The organism is Paraburkholderia humisilvae, from assembly GCF_902859855.1.
In the GTDB taxonomy this organism is placed as follows: Bacteria; Pseudomonadota; Gammaproteobacteria; order Burkholderiales; family Burkholderiaceae; genus Paraburkholderia; species Paraburkholderia humisilvae.
Window position 1 is genome coordinate 224,867 of the sequence record NZ_CADIKH010000008.1, and the last position, 22,283, is coordinate 247,149.

Sequence of the window (22,283 nt, forward strand, 5' to 3'; positions counted from 1 at the left end):
GGCGCACAGCAAGATGACAGGCGGGCTGAACTCGCCGATGACCCGATGAGTCGACTAGCTGGACGTATTCGAATTTTCGCTCGTGCGCTGCCGCGGCTCCTCGCGAAGCCGCTGCGCCGCAAGCCGTTGCATCCGCAACGGATTCTGATTGCACATCATCTGTTGCTGGGCGATACGCTGCTGCTTACACCGCTGCTTGCGAAACTGCGCGCGCAGTATCCTCAGGCGGATATCGTGCTGGCGTGTCCGAAAGCGATCGTGCCGCTGTATGCGGGACGGCCGTTTGGCGTGAACGCATTGGCGTTCGATCCGCGCGATCTCGCGACGGTGCGCAACGTGCTGCGTTCGGGGCCGTACGATCTGGGCATCGTGGCGGGCGATAACCGGCATAGCTGGCTTGCGCTCGCCGCCGGTTGCCGCTGGATCATCGCGCATGCGCATGATGTGCGCGCATGGAAGAACTGGCCGGTCGACGAAGGGGTGCCGTATCCGGCCGCGCCAGCCGCCTGGGCCGATCTGGCGGCGGATCTGGTGCCGGGCGCGTCGCCCCGTGCCTATCATCCTGACGATTGGCCCGCGCCGGCTCATGGTGGGTTGCCCGATGCGCATCTGCTGACGCAGCCTTACGTCGTGCTGCACCCGGGCGCGAGCACGGCGGTCAAGCGTTGGCCCGATGCGCGCTGGCTGGAGGTCGCGCGCTTCGTCGAAGCGCGCGGTTACGTGCCGGTGTGGAGCGGCGGGCCAGGCGAGGTTGATCTGATTCGCACGATCGACCCTGATCCACGCCATCCGAACCTCGCCGGCCGGCTGGGCCTTGGCGAACTGTGGCATCTGTTCGCCGGCGCGAAAGCGGTCGTCTGCCCTGACACCGGGGTGGCGCATCTCGGCCGTCTGATCGGCGTGCCGACTATCGCGCTGTTCGGTCCCGGCAATGCGTCGATTCACGGCGCAGGCCGATACTGGCGCAATGCGCCGTTTGTCGCGGTGACGATCGCCGATATGCCGTGCCGCGACCAGCCTTACATTTTCCGCCGCAGGGTCGAGTGGGTACGCCGTTGCGATCGCGATTCGACGACCTGCGTCGCATGGCGTGGAGATCACGCCGACTGCATGGGCCAGCTTTCCGTCGCCGCGGTATGCGACGCGCTACACAATGTTCTGGTGAAGGTGCAATGAGTTTTGCTGCGGCGCGCCTCGAGCGCGCACTCTGGATCGCATGTCCGGTTCTTCTGTTCGTCGTGATGTTCGCGCACATGACGGCCATCGTGTACATCGCGCTTGGACTGCTCGCGATCGGCACGTTCGCGGCCGCGTGGTCCGCCTGGTGGGCGCGTGGTGCTCACAGTGCGCGTGAAGCGGCGCGCCTGAACTGGCCGATGGCGGTGCCGATCGCCGCGTGGGCCATCTGGACGCTCGCGTCGACCGGCTGGTCGTTCGCACCGTCCGTGACGCTGCATGCGTGGCTCGACGAAGTGTTCTATCCGCTCGTGGCGTTCTGGGCGTTCTGGCTGCTCGGCACGAAGAGCGCACGTCCCGAGCGTCTGGTGTTGATCACGTGGTTTGCCTGCGCGGCACTCGTGGTGACAAGCTTGATCAACTGGGGGCATCTGCAGCCGCCGACCGCCGATAGCTTTCCGCTGCACTACTACGCTCGCGTTGGCCACACGAGCACACTCGCGATCTTCGCGCTCACGCTCTTCACCGGCATGCTGCTGGCGCGGCCGCGCTGGCGGCTGGCGGGCGCGGCCGGTATCGCGATGTGCCTGTTTATCGGTCTCGCGACGCTCAACCGTTTTTTCTGGCCCGCGGCTGCCGTGACGTTGCTCGTCGCGTTCTATCCGGTCTACCGCCGGCACCTCGTGCTGGCTGCTGTTTCGATCGCGGTCATCGCGGTCGCAGGGCTCGGCACGCTCGAGCTCAGTTCACGCATGAAGATGGGCGACGCGGTGTTGCAGGCGCCGCGCAGCGCGATGCAGATCGACGGCCACCCGATCTATCTGCCGCACGCGCTATCCGGCATCGACGACACGATGGCCGGCGATACGCGGCCGCGGCTGTGGGCGTTCTATGCGTCGGCGGCGGAGTCGCATGCGTGGTTCGGCATCGGTTTCGGCAAGCCGCTGCCGGGTCTCGCGTACCACAGCGTAATGCCGGACGCGCTGCTGAAGTTCGAACCGGTCGCGCTGACCCACGCGCACAACCTGTTCCTCAACACATGGCTGCAAACCGGCGTGATCGGGCTCGCGCTGCAGATCGTGCTGTTCGCGGCGCTCGTCGTGCGCTTCTGGCATTTGCGCCGGGTCAACCTGTGGCTATGCACGGCCGGTATCGCACTCGTCATTGGTATGATTACAAAAAATATAACGGACGATTTCATGTGGCAAACGACCATGCTCGCGTTCTGGTCGTTCGCAGGCCTGATGCTCGGCAGTGGCGAACGACAGCGCGACACAAGGGCGTCCACACCGCAGGCATGGCGCGCCATCGGCTGACCGGTTCATCGCACGGCCGCACGGCCGCACGGATGCCGCACCGCATGCACGGGGATGGGTGGGATACAAGATGACCGACGACAATACACACGGTGCGCGTTACGGCGCACCGCTCGGGCCGCAGGGTGATGATGACGCCGATATCGCGGCGGACGTGCCCGCGCGACCGCTGCGTATCCTTTTCCACATCAACGATTTCGGCAAAGGCGGCACGGAGACGTCGCTGTTGTCATGGCTCAATGTGCTCGACCGCCGGTTCTTCACGCCGAGCGTATCGGTCGGCTACCCGACCGACGATCTCGCATACTGGCTCGCCAAATCGATTCCTCATGATGTGCAGGTTCACGTGCTGGCGCCGTCCAAATGGATGCATACGCTGCATAACACCGCACGGCGGCGCAAGATGGGCGCCGCCGAGAAGCTCGTGCTCAAGGCGCTCAAATACGGCGCGATCCGGCCACTCGCGGCGCGCCGCTTTCGCGAACTGGTGCGCGAACACGATGTGATCTGCGATTTCGATTTCTCTTTGCGCCACCTTGCGGGACACGGTGGCGTACCGTGGTTCGGCGTCAGCCATTTCAGTCTCGCGACACGCCTGGGCAAGAAGAGCGCGCGCTATGTCGAGCGGCGCGTCAGTCAATTTCGTCGGTATTCGGCGATCGCGGTGCTGACGCCCGATATGGAGCGCGAAGCCCATCAGCTATTTGGCGCTTGCCCGTTGCGGATCATGGAACTGCCCAACGTGATCGACGTCGATGCGATTCGCCGTGACGCGCGCGCGCCGATCGACGACCGGCCGCCCGGGCCGTATATCGCGTCGGTCGCGCGCCTCGACGAAGGGCAGAAAGACCACGCAACGCTGCTGCGTGCGTATGCGCTGCTGCGCGAGCGTGGACATGTCGCGACGGATCTCGTGCTGATCGGCGAAGGCCCCGATCGCGGCATGCTCGAACGGCTCGCGAAAGAACTCGATGTTGCCGAGCACGTGCATTTCATGGGGTTTCGTTCGAATCCGTTCCCGTATATCCGGCAAGCGGAAATGCTGGTGCTGAGCAGCCGCTACGAAGGCTTGCCGATGGTGTTGCGCGAAGCGATGGCGATCGGCACGCCGGTGCTGTCCTCCGATTGTCCGACCGGCCCGCGCGATCTGCTCGACGGCGGCCGCGCCGGTTTGCTGGCGCCGCCGGGCGACGCACAAGCGCTCGCACACGAAATGCAGCGCCTTCTGACTGACCGTGCATTGCGCAAGAGCCTGATTACCAACGGGCTGGCGAAAGCGGACACCTTTGCGCCGATGCATGCGAACCGCCGGATGCTGACGCTTGCGCGGATGCTTTCCGCGAAAATCGACCCGGCGAGCTGACCGGGCGCCTGACGACGCGTCGTCGTTCGTTCGTTCACACGCCGCTTGTCACCAGCGACAACACCGAGAGATCCGGGTGCGTGCCGTCGATGATGCTGCGTCCGACCTGAACGGCCTCGTCGTGCGCGTCGGGCGGCGTCGCGAACACGTCTTCGCCGTCCGCGTGAAACGGCACCGTATGGCCGGGCAGCGCGGCATTCGCGCCGGGATGACACACGTAGCCTATATAGGTGTAACGGGCGGGCTTCACTTCGCCCGGCCGCACCGGTTCCTTTGGCCGCGTCGACACGTGAATCTCGAACCCTTCGTAGTCGACCGATTGCCAGCAGACGTTATCGTCGGACATGGTGGCCTCGTTTTTTGCTGAAGTCGTGCGCGCGCGTTCATGTCTGTCGCGTATCGCGCCGGACGCGCGGCTAGTGCCGATGCCGCATGCGTTCCCACACATGGCGGCGCTCGCCGTGCGCTGACGTTCTGCCGCGACGGGCGTCGCGCTTGAACTGATGAGTGAGAAGAATGGCCGCGAAAGCGATCAGCGCTACGGCTATCACGACGCTTACCATTGATTCAGCCATGGCAGCCTCCGTTTCGTTTCGATCACATACTGAAAAGTCTAGGTGATTCGCACGGTATGCGCGCGCGGTGGCGGCTTTCGGGACCGGGTAGTTTTTTTGTAACGTGTTGTAACGTCTACAAGAACGTAACGAATTTTCCGAGTCGGTGCGATCACCGGCGCGGCTCGTCCGCGAGCAGCGCTTCGAGTCCGAAGAGCCAGGCGATGCCGAGCGTGAAAAAGCCAACGGGCGTCGGCTCGGGCGCGGCTTCTGCACGGCCCACGGGCGCCGTGTGCGACGCGAAACGCGGGCCAAAACCCGGCGTTTCGGTCGTGGAATCATTGGCAATTTCGATGCGGTCGGCATGCATGGTGTTGATCCGGCGTAGTGTGTGGTAAGCCGGTAATGCAAACCCCATGCCATGCGTGAAATCCTTGCCTCGCCCGGTTACGCGGTAACGATGCGCATGGGCCCGCGCGATCCCGGCCGCACGCCGGCCTACATCAGCACGATGTCGTATTGTGTGAGTTGAGTGAAAATATTGAGTTTATTCAGTAACGTACAAGCAAATTCATGAAGGAAATTCTGCTTGACTACCATTCTGGCTACCAATTTTTGATTTGCGATGTTGCTTTTGGGCGCGGACGGTTCGCGTAGCCCGCCTAGATCACCTCCCGAACACAGGAGATCCATGGCGACATCACTCGTCGCTGGGCTGCCGAGTGCGACCGCGTTTGCGCTGTGCCATATCTTTCAGCGAGTCTCGATCGGGCGCGACGTCGTACTTTGGCATGCCGTCCGCACCTCCCCCCTGAGATTTCGGGCTTGCGATCACGGAACAAACGAGCGACCTTGGGCAAGCCATTCCGGTCGACAATATTTCCATCCGTTTTCGTCCAGCCACCTTTTCATGATTGAGCGTTGGTTCGGCTTGCAGTCAATAAGGTCCGCCAGTTCCTGGGAACTAAGATATTCGCACCATAGGTGCAGTGTACTGAAACGGCTTCGAGAGAGACGTGAACTGATCCGATATGTAGACCCAATGGGGTTACCTGGTATAACGAAGTATTTTAATTTAGCATCCGGGGATGCTAAATAATCCCGATACGTCCTTCTTCGTGTGCCTGATCGCTCCCATGCTCAAGCAATTGGAGCGCATCGCGGGCAGCTCACGCGGGGAGCACTCGCTTGAAGATCTCAAGTCGGAAGCCTGGATCGCTGCGCAAGAGATACAGGCTGAGTCCGGTGTGGATTTCGAACCCGAAGACGAGCGGCTACAGAGCGCGATCCTAATTCGCCTGAAAAAGGCATTTGGGCGCTTCGCGAATCGAATGATGAGATTCGCCCTGCAGCTTGACCATGAGGACGTGGGCGCCGATGGTGATGCACTGCCAAACAGCGTGGCCGCCAGTCTCAGTGGTCCAGACGCATACGAACCCGAAGTAGCAATTGAGCGGGCGCAGGATATCGAGGCCAGCGCCCTCATACTCGCTGAGCGATTTGCCGAGGCAGTGGCATATTTTCGGACCTTCGAGAATTTCGACAACGACAGGCGGGCCGTTGCAGCGTACCTCGCGATTCCGATGGCCACGCTTCGAACACGGTTGCGGCGCGCAGAGATAGCCGCGGCAACTCAGACATCGATGTTCGACGGCATCGAAAAGATAGCGAGCGACTTCATGCCCAAGCGAGGGTATTGGCTACGTCGTCCGACGACCCGACGCGGTCGATTATTCTGTCTACTCGCGCGAACTATTCAACTTCGCTTGTTGTCCTCACTTCCGGTCCTGTTTGGAAAATGGCGTTAGTCGTGCCCGTACCAAGCATCCGTCAAAGGATCAACACGGATGGCCGTGAATTCCGCTCGCCCCTCAAGCCACTGACGCACATATGCTCGCTGCTCTTCGGTTGCGGACTTTCGCTTGCCATCGGCAACGATGTAGCCATCCATATCTCGATTAATGCCACCACCGAACAGCATGCCGTTTGCTTCTATGCACTGCTCGAGAAATGCATCGATGAGCGCGTACCGTTGTCCTTCATTGAGCGCCCGCGATAGGTCTGCCGTCACTTGAAATCCGATCTCCCGGAATTCGCCGATGTGCAATTTTTTGCGCTGGCGTCTGTTGTGCTTCATGATCGCTTGTGGTCAGATTGTTGCCATATTTGATGGCCAGGTATCGAGATAAAAAATGTCGGTTTCTTTTGAATCGAGAGGTCAGTAAAACCGTCGGGGCATGTATGGGTGCTGCTGCGAAGCACAGGCGAAAGTTTCTACAGGAGCACAAGGTGTGCGCATTTTGCGGTGGAAAAGAGGCCGCCACTACGATTGAACATTGTCCCCCCGCGGGCAATGTTCCAGTTCCGTCACTGGCCAGAAGGTTTCGAGTTTCCTGCTTGCAGCTCATGCAACGGAGGCTCGAGCGACGATGACTTACTCGTAGCGATGCTAAGCCACCAACGGAGCATCTCGAGCGAGCAGTAGGCGTTGACGTCAAAACCGTCGCCGGTGGACACGCAGTGAGGCTTGCCATCTCGCCAAAGCTCGATGTCGTCACCGGCTACTCGGGGTCGACGTCAGTTGTTCCCGACGGCGCGACAGGGCGCGGTGGGCAGAAGGCCAAGGAGCGGCAATTTGTGGGGGCGCACGCACATGCCCTGTGAAAACGGCGGGGATATATCACGCTCAGCGACTTCTTAGGGTACTCTCTGTATATACAGATGCGTTCGGAAACGGGGCGTGCTTGGTAACGCTTATGGAGTATTTCCCCAATTTTTGACCATATTTGAGTAATATTTCCCGGAAATGTTGAAGTATTCAAGAATGGACGCACATCGGAACCATATATACAATCTCGCATCGAATTGTGAAGCGGAGATTCCGTGGCGCAATCTGCTACACCTAACCTACAAATTTCCCCGAGCGTTCAGCAAAAGCTCGCCGGGAAAAAACCGCCAGTCAAACAGGATGAAATCCTCCAATGCTTTGCTAACCGGGAGGGAAAATTTCTCCTGGATACTCGGGAGGATCATAAGTCCGATCCTCCAACGCGATGGTTCATCGCGGAGACCAACTTTGGTCGGAAGTTGAAGATAGCGTTCATCCCGAGGGGAGCAGTGGTGACCATTCGCACCGCATATGACCCCAATGACGATGAACTACGCATCTACAACAAGCACGGTATGCAGACAAACTAATGAGGAGTATCGACATGAGCAAATCCCATAAGATTCAGGCTAGCGACGAAGCTTGGGATGAGGGTCTGCTGGGTCGTGATGAAGAGTTCGTAGCTGTCGACGATGGGGCCGACTTGGCCGACCTTGACGCCGGCCTGGAGTTGCAGTTGATTTCCATTCGACTGTCAAAAAGTTTGATCGAAGACTTCAAGAACATTGCCCAGATTCACGGCCTTGGTTACCAGCCGCTGATGCGGCAAGCACTGCAGCGCTTCGCCGAGGGCGAAAAGAAGATGTTGTTACAGGCGACTGCCAGCGAGCACATTAAGAATCAGCGGCAACGGGAGTCGGATCGGGCGTCGCAAAAAGCCGCAAAGGCCCGGCAGGCTTCAACCCGCGCTCCAGCGCCGCAACATCGCCCCAGAGAGAAGAAGGTTGCCTAAATCCATGGCCCGCCCGAGCGGGCTTTTTTGTGGTCTTCCCTCTACCGCAATCACCTGGTCATGGTCGCTATTGAAGATGACAATGACCGTCAGCCCTTGTCCTGCGTCAATTCATCGAGCGCCTCGGCGCCGACCGGCTACGCGACGTCCGCGACCAGCACAACGAGGCCGGTCTCGCGATCGTATTCGAACTGCTTGCGCAATGCGTTGTCGTTTTCCTTGATTCGAATCGCTTCGGTCAGGTTGTGCTGCGCGCCGAGTGCCGCAATGATCTTCGCAGCGGGCCTGCATAGAAGTGTCCGATCGGACGTATTTCATGAAGTCTACGGAGACCGTCACGTTTCATGTTCAGCTGAGAGGCATGGACGGCATGAATCTAATCGATGTGCATCGCGAGAATCCAAGGTAAACCCTACATCAGCACGATGTCGTACTGCTCCTGGCTCAGATTCGACTCGACCTGCAACGACACCGGTTTGCCGATGAAATCGATCAGCATCGCGAGGTGCTGCGATTCTTCTTCGAGAAACAGGTCAATGACCTGCTGCGACGCGACCACGCGAAACTCGCGAGGGTTGAATTGACGCGACTCGCGCAGAATCTCGCGCAGCACGTCGTAGCAGACCGTACGCGCGGTTTTCACCTGTCCTTTGCCCTGGCACACCGGGCAAGGCTCGCACAGCACATGCGCAAGCGATTCGCGAGTGCGCTTGCGGGTCATCTCGACGAGGCCCAACTGCGAAAAGCCGTTCACGGTGACGCGCGTACGATCGCGGGCGAGCGCCTTCTTCAGTTCGGAGAGCACCTGGTCGCGGTGCTCGACGTTTTCCATATCGATGAAATCGATGATGATCACGCCGCCCAGGTTGCGTAACCGTAATTGCCGCGCGATCGTATGCGCGGCTTCGAGATTGGTCTTGAAGATCGTGTCGTCGAAGTTGCGCGCGCCCACGTAGCCGCCGGTGTTGACGTCGATCGTCGTCATCGCTTCGGTCTGGTCGATCACCAGATAGCCGCCCGACTTCAGGTCCACGCGCCGCGACAACGCGCGCTGAATTTCCGTCTCGATGTTGTACAGATCGAACAGCGGCCGTTCGCCGGGGTAGTGATGCAGCTTGGCCAGCACGGCCGGCGTGAACTCCGTCGCGAATTCCGACAGCATCTGGAACGTCTCGCGCGAATCGACCTGAATGCGCGTCGTATCGTCGTTGACGAAATCGCGCAGCACCCGCTGCGCGAGGTTCAGGTCCTGATACAGCAGGCTGGTCGGCGGCAAGCGCTGCGACTGCGACTGGATCGTCGCCCATGTCTTGCGCAGATACGCAACGTCGGCCGCGAGTTCCTCGCCGGTTGCGTCTTCGGCGATCGTGCGCACGATATAGCCGCCTTTCTCATCGACCGGCAGCACCGAGGTGAGCCGCGCGCGGATCGCTTCGCGTTCGGCTTCGCTTTCGATCTTCTGCGAGATACCGATATGCGGTTCCTGCGGCAAATAGACGAGCGTGCGACCGGCGATGCTGACTTGCGTCGACAGCCGCGCGCCCTTCGTGCCGATCGGGTCCTTGACCACCTGCACCATCAGCGTCTGGCCTTCGAATACGATTTTTTCGATCGGCTGATGCGGCGCATTCTGCTGCGGTTCTCCGGCGATGCGCGGATGCCAGATATCGGCGACATGCAGGAACGCCGCGCGTTCGAGGCCGATATCGATGAACGCCGACTGCATGCCCGGCAGCACGCGGACGACCTTGCCGAGATACACATTGCCGACCCGCCCGCGCGATAGCGTGCGTTCGACATGAAGCTCCTGTACGGCGCCTTGCTGGACCAACGCAACACGCGTCTCCTGCGGCGTGACGTTGATCAGGATTTCTTCGTTCATGGTTTTGTTCTAGAAGTCGATGCGCGCCGCGCGCAGCAGCGCGGCGGTCTCAAAGAGCGGCAAACCCATGATACCCGAATAGGACCCGTCAATATGTTCGATGAACTCGGCGGCGCGCCCCTGCACGCCGTATGCACCGGCTTTGCCGAGCGGCTCGCCGCTGGACGCGTAGCGCGCGAGTGCGTCTCGCGTGACCGCGGCGAAGCGCACGCGCGACGTGCAGAGCGTGGCGGGCAATGGCACACCGGACGCGTCGACGACTGCCACCGCGGTTAGCACTTCGTGATCGCGACCGGCGAGGCGGCTGAGCATTGCCACGGCATCGCTAGCGTCGCGTGGCTTGCCGAGGATCGCGTCATCGATCGTGACGGTTGTGTCGGCAACCAGAATCGGCGCGGCCGCGTGGCCGCTCGCCTCGAGGCGGGCACGCGCCGCCTGCGCCTTCAGCACGCACACGCGCATCACGTATGCATGCGCGGACTCGCCGGGGAACTCGGCTTCGAGCGCTTCGGCGTCTTCGTCCGGGCGTGGCAGCAGCAGTTCGTAGCGCACGCCGAGCTGCCGCAGCAGCTCCTGCCGGCGCGGACTCTGCGACGCGAGATAAACGAACGGATAAGAAACCTTGGACGACGTCGGCATGAACGGATCCTGGCAAACGGTTGGAAGAGGGGTAACAGCGTGTTCTACCGCGGTGAATAGCGGTCACACGCGGCCGCTGCAACGCATTAGAACAGATGCGTCGCCGCTCCGTTGCGGTCGTTGGACATCGGTGACAAGCAAAACGAAAGCGATTGGTGGGCGCTACAGGCGCGCTGCATGAGCGCGGCCCATTGCGCCGCCGCCCGCCCTCACGCGCGGTGGTACGGATGATTCTGCGTAATGGTCCACGCGCGATAGAGCTGTTCGGCGAGCAGCACGCGCACCATCGCGTGCGGCAGCGTCAGGCTCGACAGCCGCAACAGCAGGTCGGCGCGCGCTTTCAGTGCGGGATCGAGCCCGTCGGCGCCGCCGATCACGAAGGCGATATCGCGGCCGTCCTGCTGCCACTCCGGCAGCGCGGCGGCCAGCTGCATGGTTGTCCAGTCCTTGCCGCGCTCGTCGAGTGCGACGATGCGCGCATGTTTGGGCAATGCGGCTTCGATGCGCAGCCGTTCAGCGGCCATCACGCTGTCGGCGGGACGGCCCGATGAGCGCTGCTCCGGTTTGATTTCGCGCAGTTCGACGCGCAGCTCGGGCGGCATGCGCTTCGCGTACTCGTCGAAGCCGGCGGCGATCCAGTCGGGCATTTTGTGACCGACGGCGAGGATGTGCAGTTTCATCAGGAACGGGCAAGGCGCCGCGCGGCGCGCGCACGCCGGGCGGTCAGTGGCGGCGTGCGGGCGCCCGTCGCGTGGGACGGGCGAGCGCCTCGTCGGGTTCGTCTTCGTCGAGCGGCTCGTTCGGCTCCGCGCCACTGAAGGCGCCAAACGGGCTCGACCTGGCGAGTTTGATGCGCACCGGCTTGTCGCCCCAGATTTCCTCGAGGTTGTAGTACTGGCGCAGCGCCGGCTGCAGGATATGCACGACGACGTCGCCGCAGTCGACCAGCACCCATTCGCCGATGTCCTCGCCTTCGGTGCTGATGATGTCGCCGCCAGCGTCTTTCACCTTCTCGCGCACGCTGGAGGCGAGCGCTTTCGTCTGCCGGTTCGACGTGCCGCTCGCGATGATCACGCGGTCGAACAGCTCGGTCAGGTGGCTGGTGTTGAACACCTTGATATCGTGTGCCTTGACGTCTTCGAGCGCGTCGACGATCGTGCGTTGCAGCTTGCGTATATCCATTTTTACGATTGGTAGAGGTGATGTTGAACAATATAGTCCCACACTGGCGCGGGAATCTGACTTTCCGGTCCGGTGTCGGGTCCGGCGTTCGTGCCCCGGTTTGCCAGCCGCTCGCGTAACCGCGTGCGGATGTCGGTCGCGGACACATCGAACGCGAGCGTTGTATCGATCAGCAAACGGCCTGCCGGCGTCGCGCGCAGCACGTCGGCGTTCGCTGAGCGAGCGGCAATCGCGGCGGTGACGTCGGGAGCCGCCGACGCCGGATCGAAGCCGGGGCGCGTGGCCGCGCAGATATGCGCGTAGTTGAACAGGTGCTGCCAGTCGTGCCACGTATCGAGGCGCACCAGCTGGTCCGCGCCGATCAGCAGCGACAGCGATGCATCGGCGCCTTCGCGCTCGCGCCAGCGCCGCAGCGTGTCGACCGTGTAGGTTGGACCGTCATGCTCGATCTCGTCGGTCGCGACCGTGACCGCGACGCCCAGCAGGTTCAGTGCACCCGCAGCGGCGCGAGTCATCGCGAGACGATCGGGCGCCGCCGATACGCCGGCCTTTTGCCATGGCTGTCCGGCCGGCAGCAGGATCAGATCGGTGAGTTGCAGCACGTCGGCGAAACGCCGCGCGAGCGCGAGGTGGCCGTTATGGATCGGGTCGAACGTGCCCCCGAGCAGGCCGACGCGGCGCGCGCACGGCGCAGCGGAAGGGGCGGAGGGCGAATCAGACGGCACAGCGGAAGTCATAGGCGTCGCAGGATGAGCGGTCGGAGTCAGCGCGGATTGCTCCGCGACCCGGTCGGCCGACCGCCTTGCTCGCGGGTCGCCCGATGCGGCATCGGATTCGTTCAGACCCATTCGCGCGGCACGAGGAAGTCGGTGTGCAGGCGCGCCTCGGGCGTGCCCGGCTCCGGTTGCCAGTCGTAGCGCCAGTTCGCGACCGGCGGCATGGACATCAGGATCGACTCGGTGCGTCCGCCGCTTTGCAGCCCGAACAGTGTGCCACGGTCGAACACCAGGTTGAACTCGACGTAGCGGCCGCGCCGGTATGCCTGGAATGCGCGCTGTGCTTCGCCGTACGGCTGCGCGCGGCGTCTTTCGACGATCGGCAGATACGCGTTCAGGAATGCATCGCCCACGCTCTTCACCATCGCGAACGACTGCTCGAAGCCCGACTCCGCATAGTCGTCGAAGAAAATGCCGCCGATGCCGCGCGCTTCGTTACGATGCTTCAGGAAGAAATAGTCATCGCACCAGCGTTTGAAACGCGGGTACAGATCCGCGCCGAATGGCTGCAGCGCGTCGCGGCAGACGCGGTGAAAATGCTGCGCGTCGTCCTCGTAGCCGTAATAGGGCGTCAGATCCATTCCGCCGCCGAACCAGAACACCGGTGCTTCGCCTTCCTTCGTCGCGATCAGCATGCGCACGTTCATATGCACGGTCGGGCAGTACGGATTGTGCGGATGCAGCACGAGCGACACACCTGCCGCTTCGAAGCCGCGGCCCGCCAGTTGCGGCCGCAGCGCGCTTGCCGAAGCGGGCAGCGCGTCGCCGGCGACGTCCGAAAAGCCGATGCCCGCGCGCTCGAAAAACTGGCCGCCTTCAAGCATGCGCGTGCAGCCGCCGCCGCGCAGCTTGCCACCTGGGGCGCGCTGCCAGTCGTCGGTCGAAAACGGGGTGCCGTCGAATGCGCCAAGCGCATCGGCGATGCGGGTTTGCAGGCCTTGCAGCCAGCTGCGCACGGCCACTGCGTCGAAAGTCGAATCTGTCATCGGTTTGTGGGGCGCCGCGCGTCATTCAGGTCGCGGCGGATGGTTCGTCAAAAGGAAAAGGCAGGTAAAACGCAGCACAAGTGCCGGCAAGGCCCCGCGCGCATCGCACGGCGCCTTGCGTCGGGGCGAACGGACGGTCGCGGTGTCCAATCGGTGCCATCGGTGCCATCGGTGCCAATTGGCGCCAGGCGGTGGCTGCCGATCGGCGGCGCTCAGACGGCGATCGCCCATCGCGCAACCGCGCTCCGTTCATCTCGTGACTGAGCGAAGTGTAGCGCCGGCAGGGCGATCGGGTACTCACAACGTGGCCAGAAAGCGGTGGCCGGCCACGGTGCGCGGCGGCAGCGTCTGTGCGGATTCGTGTTGTCCTGTGCGATCCCGCCGGACGCTGCCGAGGTGCGTGCCTGTGGCTAATGCTTGCGATTCACGGCGCGATAGCCGATATCGCGCCGGTATTGCATCCCATCGAACGATATCTGGTTGATCGTCTCATACGCGACCGACTGCGCGCTGCGCACCGAATCGGCCAGACCGACGACACACAGCACTCGCCCGCCGGAGGTGGTCAGCTTGCCGTTCGCGAGCGTCGTGCCGGCGTGGAACGTGATCGCATCGGCCGTTTCGGCGGGAATGCCGCTGATTCGGTCGCCTTTACGCGGCGCATCCGGATAGTGGTGCGCGGCGAGCACGACGCCAAGCGCGGTGCGACGGTCCCATTCCAGTTCAACCGTGTCGAGTGTGCCGGCGATCGCCTGCTCGATCACCTTCGAGAAATCGCCCTTCAGGCGCGCCATGATCGGCTGCGTCTCCGGGTCGCCCATCCGGCAGTTGAATTCGAGCGTCTTCGGGTTGCCGTGCGCATCGATCATCAGCCCGGCATACAGGAAGCCGGTGAAGCGGATGCCTTCCTTTTCCATTCCGCGCACGGTCGGCAGGATGATTTCACGCATCACGCGCGCATGCAGTTGCGGCGTGACGATCGGCGCGGGCGAATAGGCGCCCATGCCGCCGGTGTTCGGGCCTTCGTCGCCGTCGAGCAAACGCTTGTGGTCCTGGCTCGACGCGAGCGGCAGCACGTGCTTCCCGTCGACCATCACGATAAAGCTCGCTTCCTCGCCAGCCAGGAACTCTTCGATCACGACGCGCGCGCCGGCGTCGCCGAGCTTGTTGTCCGACAGCATCATGTCGACGGCCGCATGCGCTTCGTCGAGCGTTTGCGCGACTACGACGCCTTTGCCCGCGGCAAGGCCATCGGCCTTGATCACGATCGGCGCGCCTTGCGCGTCAAGGTAAGCGTGCGCGGCGGCGGTATCGGAGAAGGTCTCGTACCCGGCGGTCGGAATGCCGTGGCGCTTCATGAACGCCTTCGCGAAGTCTTTCGAGCTTTCGAGCTGCGCGGCTTCGCGCGACGGCCCGAAGATTTTCAGACCGCGCGAGCGGAACAGGTTGACGATGCCGGCCGCGAGCGGTTGTTCGGGTCCGACCACGGTGAACGCGATCTGTTCCTGCTCCGCGAAGTCGGCGAGCGCGTTGAGATCGACGATGTCGACGTTGCGCAGGCGCTCATCCTGCGCGGTGCCGCCGTTGCCCGGCGCGACATAAACCAGCTGGACCCGCGGCGACTGCGCGAGCTTCCACGCCAGCGCATGTTCGCGACCGCCGGAACCGACGACGAGTAACTTCATGAGATTCCCCGAATGCCAAAAACCGAAAATATTTGCAAGATTCGCACAAGTCGCATCGATGACCTGTGACAAAGGCAACACAAAACACCGGAACGCACGCGCGGCGTCAGGGACGACGCGCGGCGCTCACGCTTCGTCGATCGCCGCGTTGGTGTACACCTCTTGCACGTCGTCCAGATTCTCCAACGCATCGAGGAGTTTCTGCATCTTCGCGGCGTCCTCGCCGGTGAACTCGACCTCCGTCTGCGGCTTCATCGTGACTTCGGCCAGTTCGGCCTTGAAGCCCGCCGCTTCGAGCGCGCCTTTCACCTTCGGGAAATCGTTCGGCGGGCACAGCACTTCGATACTGCCGTCGTCGTTCGTCACGACGTCGTCGGCGCCCGCTTCGAGCGCCGCGTCCATCAGCTTGTCTTCCGGCGTGCCCGGCGCAAACAGGAACTGGCCGACGTGATCGAACATAAACGACACCGAGCCGTCCGTGCCCATATTGCCGCCGAACTTCGAGAACGCATGCCGCACTTCGGCGACGGTGCGCGTGCGATTGTCGGTCATCGTATCGACGATGATCGCCGCGCCGCCGATGCCGTAGCCTTCGTAGCGGATTTCCTCGTAGTTCGCGCCGTCGACGCCGCCGGTGCCGCGCTGGATCGCGCGGGTGATGTTGTCTTTCGGCATGTTGGCGTCATACGCCTTGTCGACCGCGAGCCGCAGACGCGGATTCGAGTCGATTTCGCCGCCGCCCATGCGCGCGGCAACCTGAATTTCCTTGATGAGCCGCGTCCAGACCTTGCCTCTCTTGGCATCCGCTGCAGCTTTCTTATGCTTGATGTTGGCCCATTTCGAATGACCCGCCATACTTTTCTCCAGCGCGCGCGCCAGCAGGGCGCACGCATGTGCAATTGTCGTCGCGTGTTGGTGTGCAGTGTGGGGCGCGTTTCGCGAGGCGCGCCTGAATGTCCGATATGTCCGAAACGTACGATACGTGCGATGCGTCGCACCCTGCATGTGTCGTGCCGCCGACCGGAGGCCGCCGCGGCGGCAGAAGATTGCAGCGAGGCGAGGACCCGCGTGCCGACGGCCGCGGCAACCCCAAGCTGCGCAACGGAACTGCAAAAGACCCGCGCAAGCGCCGCACCGGCCTTGGCGCACCGGTAACGGCGCGATGCGCGAGGCGATTCAGGCAAGGTGAACCGCTCAATGAGCGGATCGCGATTTTAACATGCCGCCATGCGGGGCAGATGCCCGAGGCGTGCCGTGGCGCCACGCGTGGGCCGCGTGGCGGGCGATGGCGGCCTTAACGGCTATGTTGGCCGGTTAATTCTTCGTACCGAACAGCCGGTCGCCGGCGTCGCCGAGGCCGGGGATGATGTAAGCGTGCTCGTCCAGATGCGAATCGAGTGATGCGACAAAGAGTTTCACGTCCGGATGCGCGTCGTGAAACACCTTGACCCCTTCGGGCGCCGCGACGAGCGCAAGAAATGAAATGTTTTCGCCGGACACGCCGCGCCGCTTGAGCACATCGACCGCATGGACCGCCGAATAGCCGGTCGCGACCATCGGGTCGCACAGGATGAAGATGCGGTCCTCGAGGTCGGGCAGCCGTACCAGATACTCGACCGGACGATGATCCGTGTCGCGGTACACCCCGATATGGCCGACCCGTGCCGACGGGATCAGCTCCATCAGCCCGTCGGACATGCCGACGCCCGCGCGCAGCACCGGCACGATCGCGAGCTTCTTGCCGGCGATCACCGGCGCGTCGATTTCGACGAGCGGCGTGGTGACGCGGCGCGTGGTCATCGGCAGGTTGCGGGTGATCTCGTAGCCCATCAGCAGCGTGATCTCACGCAGCAATTCGCGGAACGTGCGGGTCGACGTATCGCGGTCGCGCATATGCGTGAGCTTATGCTGGATGAGCGGATGATCGAGGATAACGAGGTTCGGAAAGCGGCTGTTCTGTGTCATGGCGTGGCGCGAGGCGAAGGATCGAGATAACGAAACATCGCGCGCGCCCACGGGTGGCGAACGGCGGCGAACGATGCGCGAAAGGCGATTGCAGCCCGCGGTCATACGTTGCCTGCCGCTCGTCCAGGATCCGCTCATCGCGAGCGGCGGCCTGCTGAACGAACCTGCAGCGCACAACCGCAGGCGACCGGAAGACCGGTGCGCCACGCTCGCAAGTTTACCGAAAGTATCGCCAGATGAAACGCAGGATTTTTGCCTGGTACGCGGGCGCGGGCAGCCCCGCGTCGATTCTTCTAGAATCGGGACAACTGCGGCCGGCATCCGTCAGGGCCGCTTACTAGCCGAACCGGCAACCCGGCACAGGCCGGCCTGAAAGGCGAACCGAAAGCCAAACCAAGTCACGCACATCAACCAAGGGCACTCATATGGATCTGGGAATCGCAGGGCGCACCGCGCTGGTCTGCGCGGCGAGCAAGGGGCTCGGCCGCGGTTGCGCCGAGGCGTTGGCGGCCGAAGGCGTGCATATCGTGATCCTCGCGCGTACCGCGGCAACGCTGGAGGCGACGGCCGACGAGATTCGCACCCACATCGCGGCACAGCGTGGCGCCACCGTGAAAACCGTCGCCTGCGACATCACCACACCCGAGGGTCGTGCGGCCGCGCTCGCCGCGTGTCCGCAGCCGGATATTCTGGTGACCAACGCGGGCGGTCCGCCGCCGGGCGACTTTCGCAACTTCACGCACGACGACTGGATTCGCGCGCTCGAAGCGAACATGCTGACGCCGATCGAACTGATCCGCGCGACGATCGACACGATGATCGCGCGCGGGTTTGGCCGGGTGGTGAATATCACGAGTTCGTCGGTGAAGGCGCCGATCGATGTGCTGGGCCTGTCGAACGGCGCGCGCTCGGGGTTGACCGGTTTCGTCGCGGGCGTCGCGCGCAAGGTCGCGCCACACGGCGTGACGATCAATAACCTGCTGCCGGGCGCGTTCGATACGGATCGCATCGCGGCCACCCTGGTCGGACAGGCGAAGGCGCAGAGCATCACTCTTGACGAAGCGCGCAAGCGGCGCGAGGCAGCCATTCCGGCCGGCCGCTTCGGCACCTCGGACGAATTCGGCCGTGCCTGCGCATTCCTGTGCAGCGTGCATGCGGGCTATATCACCGGACAGAATCTGCTGATCGACGGCGGCGCCTATCCGGGCACGTACTGACGCAGCGACGCATCACCGCGCGAGTCGCCGCAGGCGGACACGGGCAATCGCAAGCAGTCGCAAACAAGCAGTCGTAAGCAGTTGATAACAACAGGGGATCGAAACATGACAACACGCATCGCGTTGATCGCGCATGACCACAAGAAAGACGACATCGTCAAACTTGCCGGCGAATACGCCGACACGTTAAAGCGGTGTGAACTGATCGCGACCGGCACGACGGGGGCACGCGTGACAGCGGCGCATGGATTGCCGGTCGAACGGATGCTATCGGGGCCGAACGGCGGCGACCTGCAGATCGGCGCGCAACTCGCCGAAGGCCGCGTCGACATGGTGATCTTTCTGCGCGACCCGATGACACCGCAGCCGCACGAACCCGACATCAATGCGCTGGTGCGTGCGTGCGATGTCCATAACGTACCGTGCGCGACCAACATCTCGACGGCGCGGATGATTCTCGATGTATTGACGCTGCGTATGACGCAGCGAGTCTGAACGAACTGGAGAACCGGAACGATGGTCAAGGCAATACGATTCGACAAGACGGGCGGCCCCGAAGTGATGAAGTGGGTCGACGTCGACGTGGGCGAGCCCGGCGCGGGCGAGATTCGCATCAGACAGCATGCGGTCGGCCTCAATTACATCGACGTGTACTTCCGCAACGGGCTGTATCCGCTGCCGCTGCCGGGCGGGCTCGGCATGGAGGCGGCGGGCGAAATCGTCGCGGTCGGCAGAGGCGTCACCCAGTTGCAGCCGGGCGATCGTGTTGCGTATGCGGCGCGTCCGCCGGGCGCTTACACGCAGGAGCGGGTGATGTCCGCCGACTACGTGGTGAAGATTCCCGCTGCGCTCGGCTATGAAGAGGCTGCCTCGGTGATGCTGCAAGGTCTGACTGCGCAGTATCTGCTGCGCCGCACGTATCGTGTGAAGCCGGGCGATACGATCCTGATCCAGGCGGCCGCCGGCGGCGTCGGCCTGTTCGTCTGCCAGTGGGCGAAGGCGCTCGGTGCGACAGTGATAGGCACGGTGGGGTCGGACGAGAAGGCGGACATCGCAAAAGCGCACGGCTGCGATTACCCAATCGTCTATACGCGTGAAAACTTCACGAAGCGTGTTCGCGAGATCACGAACGGTGCGGGCGTGCCGGTCGTCTACGATTCGATTGGCAAGGACACGTATACCGGGTCGCTCGATTGCCTCGCGCCGCTCGGTCTTTTCGTGACGTTCGGCAACTCGTCGGGCCCGCTTCCGCCGATCGACTCACAGGACCTGGCTGGACGCGGCTCGCTGTTTTTCACGCGGCCGACGCTGTTCAGCTACATCGGCAAACGCAGCGACCTCGAGACGATGTCGGCCGAACTGTTCGACGTGCTGGTATCGGGCAAGGTGAAAACGAGCGTCAACCAGCGCTATGCGCTCGCCGATGTCGCGAAGGCGCACGAGGATCTCGAAGCGCGGCGCACGACCGGCTCGACCATTCTGTTGCCGTAACCGGTTACCTTTTTACCTGCCGGTACGCGGCGCGCCTGCCGTACCCCGGCAAGCCCTGCTGCAGCACTCTGAAAGCCGTTCCACTTTGCAGTGGGACGGCTTTTTCGTTTACGTGTTTTTTATACCGGTCCAACAATCTTTGACCAGGCCTTTATCTGAATCGGCATAACGTTCCGCATCCATAGCCAACAATGGGGAACATGAAATGGATGTGCTGTATGTCGGGGGCCTCGTGATTATCACGGTGCTCACCTTCGGGCTCGTCGCCGGCTGCTCGAAGCTGATGCAATTCCGGCGGGGACAGGGAGCGCGCTCATGAACTGGATCCTTTGGCTATCCGGCGCCGTGACGGCGCTGCTCTTTATTTACCTGGTCTATGCGCTGCTGCGCGCGGAGGACATTGAATGAATACGAACAATGTCCTGCAGGTGACGGTTTTTATCGTCGTGCTGCTCGCACTGTCCATTCCGGTCGCACGCTTCATTACCCGCGTGCTGGACGGCAGCTCGCGTCTCGTGCGCTGGTTCAGCCCGCTCGAAAACCTGCTGTACCGCATCGCGGGTGTTGATTCGTCCGCGGAAATGGGCTGGAAGCAGTACACGATCGCAACGATCGCGTTCAACGTGATCGGTCTCGCGTTCCTGTATCTGATTCTGCGCTTGCAAGGTGTGCTGCCGGGTAACCCGCAGCAATTCGGCCCGATGACGCCGGATGCCGCGTTCAACACCGCAATCAGCTTCGTCAGCAATACGAACTGGCAGGACTACTCGGGTGAGCAGACGGTCAGCTATCTGACGCAGATGCTCGGCTTCACCGTGCAGAACTTCCTGTCGGCGGCGACCGGCATCGTGGTCGTGATCGCGTTGATCCGCGGTTTCGCGCGGCACTCGGCAAAGACGATCGGCAACTTCTGGGTTGACATCACGCGCACCACGCTTTACATCCTGCTGCCGATGTCCGTCGTGGTCGCTGCGATCCTGATGGGCCAGGGTGTGATCCAGAACTTCAAGGCCTATGAGGACGTGCCGACGCTGCAAACCACGACCTACTCGGCGCCGAAGGTCGATGCGCAAGGCAATCCGGTGAAGGATGCGAAGGGCAACGCAGTGATGGTCGATACGCCGGTCACGAAGCAGACGCTCGCGATGGGCCCGGTTGCTTCGCAGGAAGCGATCAAGATGCTCGGCACCAACGGCGGTGGTTTCTTCAATGCGAACTCCGCGCATCCGTATGAAAACCCGACGCCGTTCGCGGACTTCGTCGAACTGATTTCGATGCTGCTGATTCCGGCCGCGTTGTGTCTCGTCTTCGGCCAGATGATTACCGACAAGCGCCAGGGCGTTGCACTGCTTGCGTTCATGACGATCTGCTTCGCTGCCTGCGTCGCGTTCGAAATCGGCTCCGAACAGTCCGGCAATCCGGCGTTCACCGCGCTGCACGTCGATCAGAATGCAAGCGCGCTGCAGTCGGGCGGCAACATGGAAGGCAAGGAAACCCGCTTCGGTATCGCACAGTCCGGCATCTTCGCGGTCTCGACCACGGCGGCGTCGTGCGGCGCGGTCAACAACGCGCATGACTCGCTGACACCGCTCGGCGGCCTCGTGCCGATGCTGTTGATGCAATTGGGCGAAGTGGTGTTCGGTGGTGTCGGGTCGGGTCTGTATGGCGCGCTCGCGTTCGCACTGCTCGCGGTGTTCGTCGCAGGGCTGATGATCGGTCGTACGCCTGAGTATGTCGGCAAGAAGATCGAAGCGTACGAGATGAAGATGGTCTCGATCGTGATTCTGCTGACGCCGCTGCTGGTGCTCGTCGGCACGTCGATTGGCGTGCTGACGGATGCGGGCAAGGCGGGCATCCTGAACCCCGGTCCACATGGCTTCTCGGAGATTCTCTACGCGTTCAGCTCGGCCGCGAACAACAACGGTAGCGCGTTCGCAGGTCTGACAGTGAGCACGCCGTTCTACAACGTGATGCTCGGCATCTGCATGTGGTTCGGCCGCTACGGTTCGCTGATCGCGGTACTGGCGATTGCCGGCGCGCTCGCGGAGAAGAAGCGTCTTGCCGTCACGGGCGGCACGCTGCCGACGCACGGCTCGCTGTTCATCGTGCTGCTGATCGGTACCGTGCTGCTGGTCGGTGCGCTGACTTACGTGCCCGCGCTTGCGCTCGGTCCCGGCGTCGAGCACCTGATGATGGTTCTCGGCCAGTGATGACGGGCTTCGCGCCACAGAATATTTGAGGAAGAAATGACTGATCATTCCGCAACCCGGTCCATGTTCGACCCGGCGCTGATCCGCCCGGCGATCGTGGACTCCTTCAAGAAACTGACGCCGCGCACGCAGTTCCGCAACCCGGTGATGTTCTGCGTGTACGTCGGCAGCATCCTGACCACCATCCTGTGGCTGGCCGCGCTGTTCGGCCAGGCCGAGGC

At 62.6% G+C, this 22,283-nt stretch carries 25 protein-coding genes; 12 read left to right on the forward strand and 13 right to left on the reverse strand.

The window, feature by feature from the left end; genetic code table 11:
- Positions 1-45: 45 nt before the first annotated feature.
- The 3 genes from HV796_RS10685 (at position 46) to HV796_RS10695 (ending at position 3,855) form a co-directional block, all read left to right on the forward strand.
- Complete coding sequence (locus tag HV796_RS10685; protein ID WP_175226429.1) at positions 46-1,176, forward strand: glycosyltransferase family 9 protein; 1,131 nt, start codon at positions 46-48, stop codon at positions 1,174-1,176.
- The gene (locus tag HV796_RS10690; protein ID WP_175226430.1) at positions 1,173-2,492 is read left to right on the forward strand and encodes an O-antigen ligase family protein; all 1,320 of its coding nucleotides are present in this window, start codon (positions 1,173-1,175) and stop codon (positions 2,490-2,492) included. Before HV796_RS10685 ends, HV796_RS10690 begins: the two co-directional genes overlap by 4 nt.
- A gap of 70 nt (positions 2,493-2,562) precedes the next feature.
- Positions 2,563-3,855, forward strand: coding sequence for a glycosyltransferase (locus HV796_RS10695; RefSeq protein WP_175226431.1), 1,293 nt, complete (start codon positions 2,563-2,565; stop codon positions 3,853-3,855).
- 34 nt (positions 3,856-3,889) lie between these two features.
- Here the strand turns inward: HV796_RS10695 and HV796_RS10700 are convergent, their stop codons facing one another.
- The 3 genes from HV796_RS10700 to HV796_RS10705 form a co-directional block, all read right to left on the reverse strand.
- Complete coding sequence (locus HV796_RS10700; RefSeq protein WP_175226432.1) at positions 3,890-4,201, reverse strand: hypothetical protein; 312 nt, start codon at positions 4,199-4,201, stop codon at positions 3,890-3,892.
- 70 nt (positions 4,202-4,271) lie between these two features.
- Positions 4,272-4,430, reverse strand: coding sequence for a hypothetical protein (locus tag HV796_RS43370; protein WP_217477881.1), 159 nt, complete (start codon positions 4,428-4,430; stop codon positions 4,272-4,274).
- Positions 4,431-4,581: 151 nt separating this feature from the next.
- Entirely contained in the window at positions 4,582-4,779 is a 198-nt protein-coding gene (locus HV796_RS10705) for a hypothetical protein (protein WP_175226433.1), read from the reverse strand.
- 718 nt (positions 4,780-5,497) lie between these two features.
- Here HV796_RS10705 and HV796_RS10715 point away from each other — a divergent pair.
- The gene (locus HV796_RS10715; RefSeq protein WP_175226434.1) at positions 5,498-6,217 is read left to right on the forward strand and encodes a hypothetical protein; all 720 of its coding nucleotides are present in this window, start codon (positions 5,498-5,500) and stop codon (positions 6,215-6,217) included.
- Here HV796_RS10715 and HV796_RS10720 read toward each other — a convergent pair.
- Positions 6,214-6,546, reverse strand: a complete 333-nt coding sequence (locus HV796_RS10720; protein WP_175226435.1) for a YggL 50S ribosome-binding family protein — start codon at positions 6,544-6,546, stop codon at positions 6,214-6,216. The genes HV796_RS10715 and HV796_RS10720 overlap by 4 nt on opposite strands.
- A gap of 1,075 nt (positions 6,547-7,621) precedes the next feature.
- Here HV796_RS10720 and HV796_RS10730 point away from each other — a divergent pair.
- Entirely contained in the window at positions 7,622-8,029 is a 408-nt protein-coding gene (locus HV796_RS10730; protein ID WP_175226436.1) for a hypothetical protein, read from the forward strand.
- 412 nt (positions 8,030-8,441) lie between these two features.
- Here the strand turns inward: HV796_RS10730 and rng are convergent, their stop codons facing one another.
- From rng to upp, 9 genes are all read right to left on the reverse strand, one after another.
- Complete coding sequence (gene rng, locus HV796_RS10735) at positions 8,442-9,911, reverse strand: ribonuclease G (RefSeq protein ID WP_175226437.1); 1,470 nt, start codon at positions 9,909-9,911, stop codon at positions 8,442-8,444.
- 9 nt (positions 9,912-9,920) lie between these two features.
- Entirely contained in the window at positions 9,921-10,550 is a 630-nt protein-coding gene (locus HV796_RS10740; RefSeq protein ID WP_175226438.1) for a Maf family protein, read from the reverse strand.
- A gap of 209 nt (positions 10,551-10,759) precedes the next feature.
- Positions 10,760-11,230, reverse strand: coding sequence for a 23S rRNA (pseudouridine(1915)-N(3))-methyltransferase RlmH (gene rlmH / locus HV796_RS10745; protein WP_175226439.1), 471 nt, complete (start codon positions 11,228-11,230; stop codon positions 10,760-10,762).
- A 43-nt stretch (positions 11,231-11,273) separates the two neighbouring features.
- The gene (rsfS, locus tag HV796_RS10750) at positions 11,274-11,732 is read right to left on the reverse strand and encodes a ribosome silencing factor (RefSeq protein WP_175226440.1); all 459 of its coding nucleotides are present in this window, start codon (positions 11,730-11,732) and stop codon (positions 11,274-11,276) included.
- A gap of 2 nt (positions 11,733-11,734) precedes the next feature.
- A complete protein-coding gene (locus HV796_RS10755) occupies positions 11,735-12,580 on the reverse strand; it encodes a nicotinate-nucleotide adenylyltransferase (protein WP_377692952.1) in 846 nt (281 codons plus the stop codon).
- Positions 12,571-13,494, reverse strand: a complete 924-nt coding sequence (gene hemF, locus HV796_RS10760; RefSeq protein ID WP_175226442.1) for an oxygen-dependent coproporphyrinogen oxidase — start codon at positions 13,492-13,494, stop codon at positions 12,571-12,573. Before hemF ends, HV796_RS10755 begins: the two co-directional genes overlap by 10 nt.
- A gap of 410 nt (positions 13,495-13,904) precedes the next feature.
- On the reverse strand, positions 13,905-15,179 hold the full coding sequence (gene purD, locus HV796_RS10765; protein WP_175226443.1) for a phosphoribosylamine--glycine ligase: 1,275 nt from the start codon (positions 15,177-15,179) through the stop codon (positions 13,905-13,907).
- 126 nt (positions 15,180-15,305) lie between these two features.
- Positions 15,306-16,034, reverse strand: a complete 729-nt coding sequence (locus HV796_RS10770; RefSeq protein WP_175226444.1) for a YebC/PmpR family DNA-binding transcriptional regulator — start codon at positions 16,032-16,034, stop codon at positions 15,306-15,308.
- A 459-nt stretch (positions 16,035-16,493) separates the two neighbouring features.
- The gene (gene upp, locus HV796_RS10775) at positions 16,494-17,144 is read right to left on the reverse strand and encodes a uracil phosphoribosyltransferase (RefSeq protein WP_175226445.1); all 651 of its coding nucleotides are present in this window, start codon (positions 17,142-17,144) and stop codon (positions 16,494-16,496) included.
- 425 nt (positions 17,145-17,569) lie between these two features.
- Here upp and HV796_RS10780 point away from each other — a divergent pair, with 425 nt between their 5' ends.
- From HV796_RS10780 to HV796_RS10810, 7 genes are all read left to right on the forward strand, one after another.
- The gene (locus HV796_RS10780; protein ID WP_175226446.1) at positions 17,570-18,361 is read left to right on the forward strand and encodes an SDR family oxidoreductase; all 792 of its coding nucleotides are present in this window, start codon (positions 17,570-17,572) and stop codon (positions 18,359-18,361) included.
- A gap of 105 nt (positions 18,362-18,466) precedes the next feature.
- Positions 18,467-18,856 (forward strand): methylglyoxal synthase, encoded by a 390-nt coding sequence (locus HV796_RS10785; RefSeq protein WP_175226447.1) that lies wholly within the window; start codon positions 18,467-18,469, stop codon positions 18,854-18,856.
- Positions 18,857-18,877: 21 nt separating this feature from the next.
- Positions 18,878-19,852 carry a quinone oxidoreductase family protein gene (locus HV796_RS10790; RefSeq protein ID WP_175226448.1) on the forward strand — a complete coding sequence of 325 codons (975 nt, stop codon included), beginning with the start codon at positions 18,878-18,880 and terminating at the stop codon, positions 19,850-19,852.
- Between the two features lie 205 nt (positions 19,853-20,057).
- On the forward strand, positions 20,058-20,171 hold the full coding sequence (locus HV796_RS44105) for a potassium ABC transporter ATPase (RefSeq protein ID WP_175226449.1): 114 nt from the start codon (positions 20,058-20,060) through the stop codon (positions 20,169-20,171).
- The gene (kdpF, locus tag HV796_RS10800; RefSeq protein ID WP_175226450.1) at positions 20,168-20,260 is read left to right on the forward strand and encodes a K(+)-transporting ATPase subunit F; all 93 of its coding nucleotides are present in this window, start codon (positions 20,168-20,170) and stop codon (positions 20,258-20,260) included. Before HV796_RS44105 ends, kdpF begins: the two co-directional genes overlap by 4 nt.
- Positions 20,257-22,062 (forward strand): potassium-transporting ATPase subunit KdpA, encoded by a 1,806-nt coding sequence (kdpA, locus tag HV796_RS10805; RefSeq protein WP_175226451.1) that lies wholly within the window; start codon positions 20,257-20,259, stop codon positions 22,060-22,062. Before kdpF ends, kdpA begins: the two co-directional genes overlap by 4 nt.
- A gap of 36 nt (positions 22,063-22,098) precedes the next feature.
- A partial coding sequence (locus tag HV796_RS10810) for a hypothetical protein (RefSeq protein ID WP_175226452.1) occupies positions 22,099-22,283 on the forward strand: 185 nt, incomplete at its 3' end.

Excerpts from the sequence above, each read along its gene's own strand:
- rsfS (WP_175226440.1), bottom strand. The coding sequence starts at position 11,732 with ATGGATATACGCAAGCTGCAACGCACGATCGTCGACGCGCTCGAAGAC.
- HV796_RS10740 (WP_175226438.1), bottom strand. The coding sequence starts at position 10,550 with ATGCCGACGTCGTCCAAGGTTTCTTATCCGTTCGTTTATCTCGCGTCG.
- purD (WP_175226443.1), bottom strand. The coding sequence starts at position 15,179 with ATGAAGTTACTCGTCGTCGGTTCCGGCGGTCGCGAACATGCGCTGGCG.
- hemF (WP_175226442.1), bottom strand. The coding sequence starts at position 13,494 with ATGACAGATTCGACTTTCGACGCAGTGGCCGTGCGCAGCTGGCTGCAA.
- rng (WP_175226437.1), bottom strand. The coding sequence starts at position 9,911 with ATGAACGAAGAAATCCTGATCAACGTCACGCCGCAGGAGACGCGTGTT.
- HV796_RS10780 (WP_175226446.1), top strand. The coding sequence starts at position 17,570 with ATGGATCTGGGAATCGCAGGGCGCACCGCGCTGGTCTGCGCGGCGAGC.
- HV796_RS10700 (WP_175226432.1), bottom strand. The coding sequence starts at position 4,201 with ATGTCCGACGATAACGTCTGCTGGCAATCGGTCGACTACGAAGGGTTC.
- HV796_RS10720 (WP_175226435.1), bottom strand. The coding sequence starts at position 6,546 with ATGAAGCACAACAGACGCCAGCGCAAAAAATTGCACATCGGCGAATTC.
- HV796_RS10685 (WP_175226429.1), top strand. The coding sequence starts at position 46 with ATGAGTCGACTAGCTGGACGTATTCGAATTTTCGCTCGTGCGCTGCCG.
- HV796_RS10695 (WP_175226431.1), top strand. The coding sequence starts at position 2,563 with ATGACCGACGACAATACACACGGTGCGCGTTACGGCGCACCGCTCGGG.
- upp (WP_175226445.1), bottom strand. The coding sequence starts at position 17,144 with ATGACACAGAACAGCCGCTTTCCGAACCTCGTTATCCTCGATCATCCG.
- HV796_RS10690 (WP_175226430.1), top strand. The coding sequence starts at position 1,173 with ATGAGTTTTGCTGCGGCGCGCCTCGAGCGCGCACTCTGGATCGCATGT.
- HV796_RS43370 (WP_217477881.1), bottom strand. The coding sequence starts at position 4,430 with ATGGCTGAATCAATGGTAAGCGTCGTGATAGCCGTAGCGCTGATCGCT.
- HV796_RS10770 (WP_175226444.1), bottom strand. The coding sequence starts at position 16,034 with ATGGCGGGTCATTCGAAATGGGCCAACATCAAGCATAAGAAAGCTGCA.
- rlmH (WP_175226439.1), bottom strand. The coding sequence starts at position 11,230 with ATGAAACTGCACATCCTCGCCGTCGGTCACAAAATGCCCGACTGGATC.
- kdpA (WP_175226451.1), top strand. The coding sequence starts at position 20,257 with ATGAATACGAACAATGTCCTGCAGGTGACGGTTTTTATCGTCGTGCTG.
- kdpF (WP_175226450.1), top strand. The coding sequence starts at position 20,168 with ATGAACTGGATCCTTTGGCTATCCGGCGCCGTGACGGCGCTGCTCTTT.
- HV796_RS10785 (WP_175226447.1), top strand. The coding sequence starts at position 18,467 with ATGACAACACGCATCGCGTTGATCGCGCATGACCACAAGAAAGACGAC.
- HV796_RS10715 (WP_175226434.1), top strand. The coding sequence starts at position 5,498 with ATGCTAAATAATCCCGATACGTCCTTCTTCGTGTGCCTGATCGCTCCC.
- HV796_RS10790 (WP_175226448.1), top strand. The coding sequence starts at position 18,878 with ATGGTCAAGGCAATACGATTCGACAAGACGGGCGGCCCCGAAGTGATG.
- HV796_RS10730 (WP_175226436.1), top strand. The coding sequence starts at position 7,622 with ATGAGCAAATCCCATAAGATTCAGGCTAGCGACGAAGCTTGGGATGAG.
- HV796_RS10755 (WP_377692952.1), bottom strand. The coding sequence starts at position 12,580 with ATGGGTCTGAACGAATCCGATGCCGCATCGGGCGACCCGCGAGCAAGG.
- HV796_RS10705 (WP_175226433.1), bottom strand. The coding sequence starts at position 4,779 with ATGCATGCCGACCGCATCGAAATTGCCAATGATTCCACGACCGAAACG.
- HV796_RS44105 (WP_175226449.1), top strand. The coding sequence starts at position 20,058 with ATGGATGTGCTGTATGTCGGGGGCCTCGTGATTATCACGGTGCTCACC.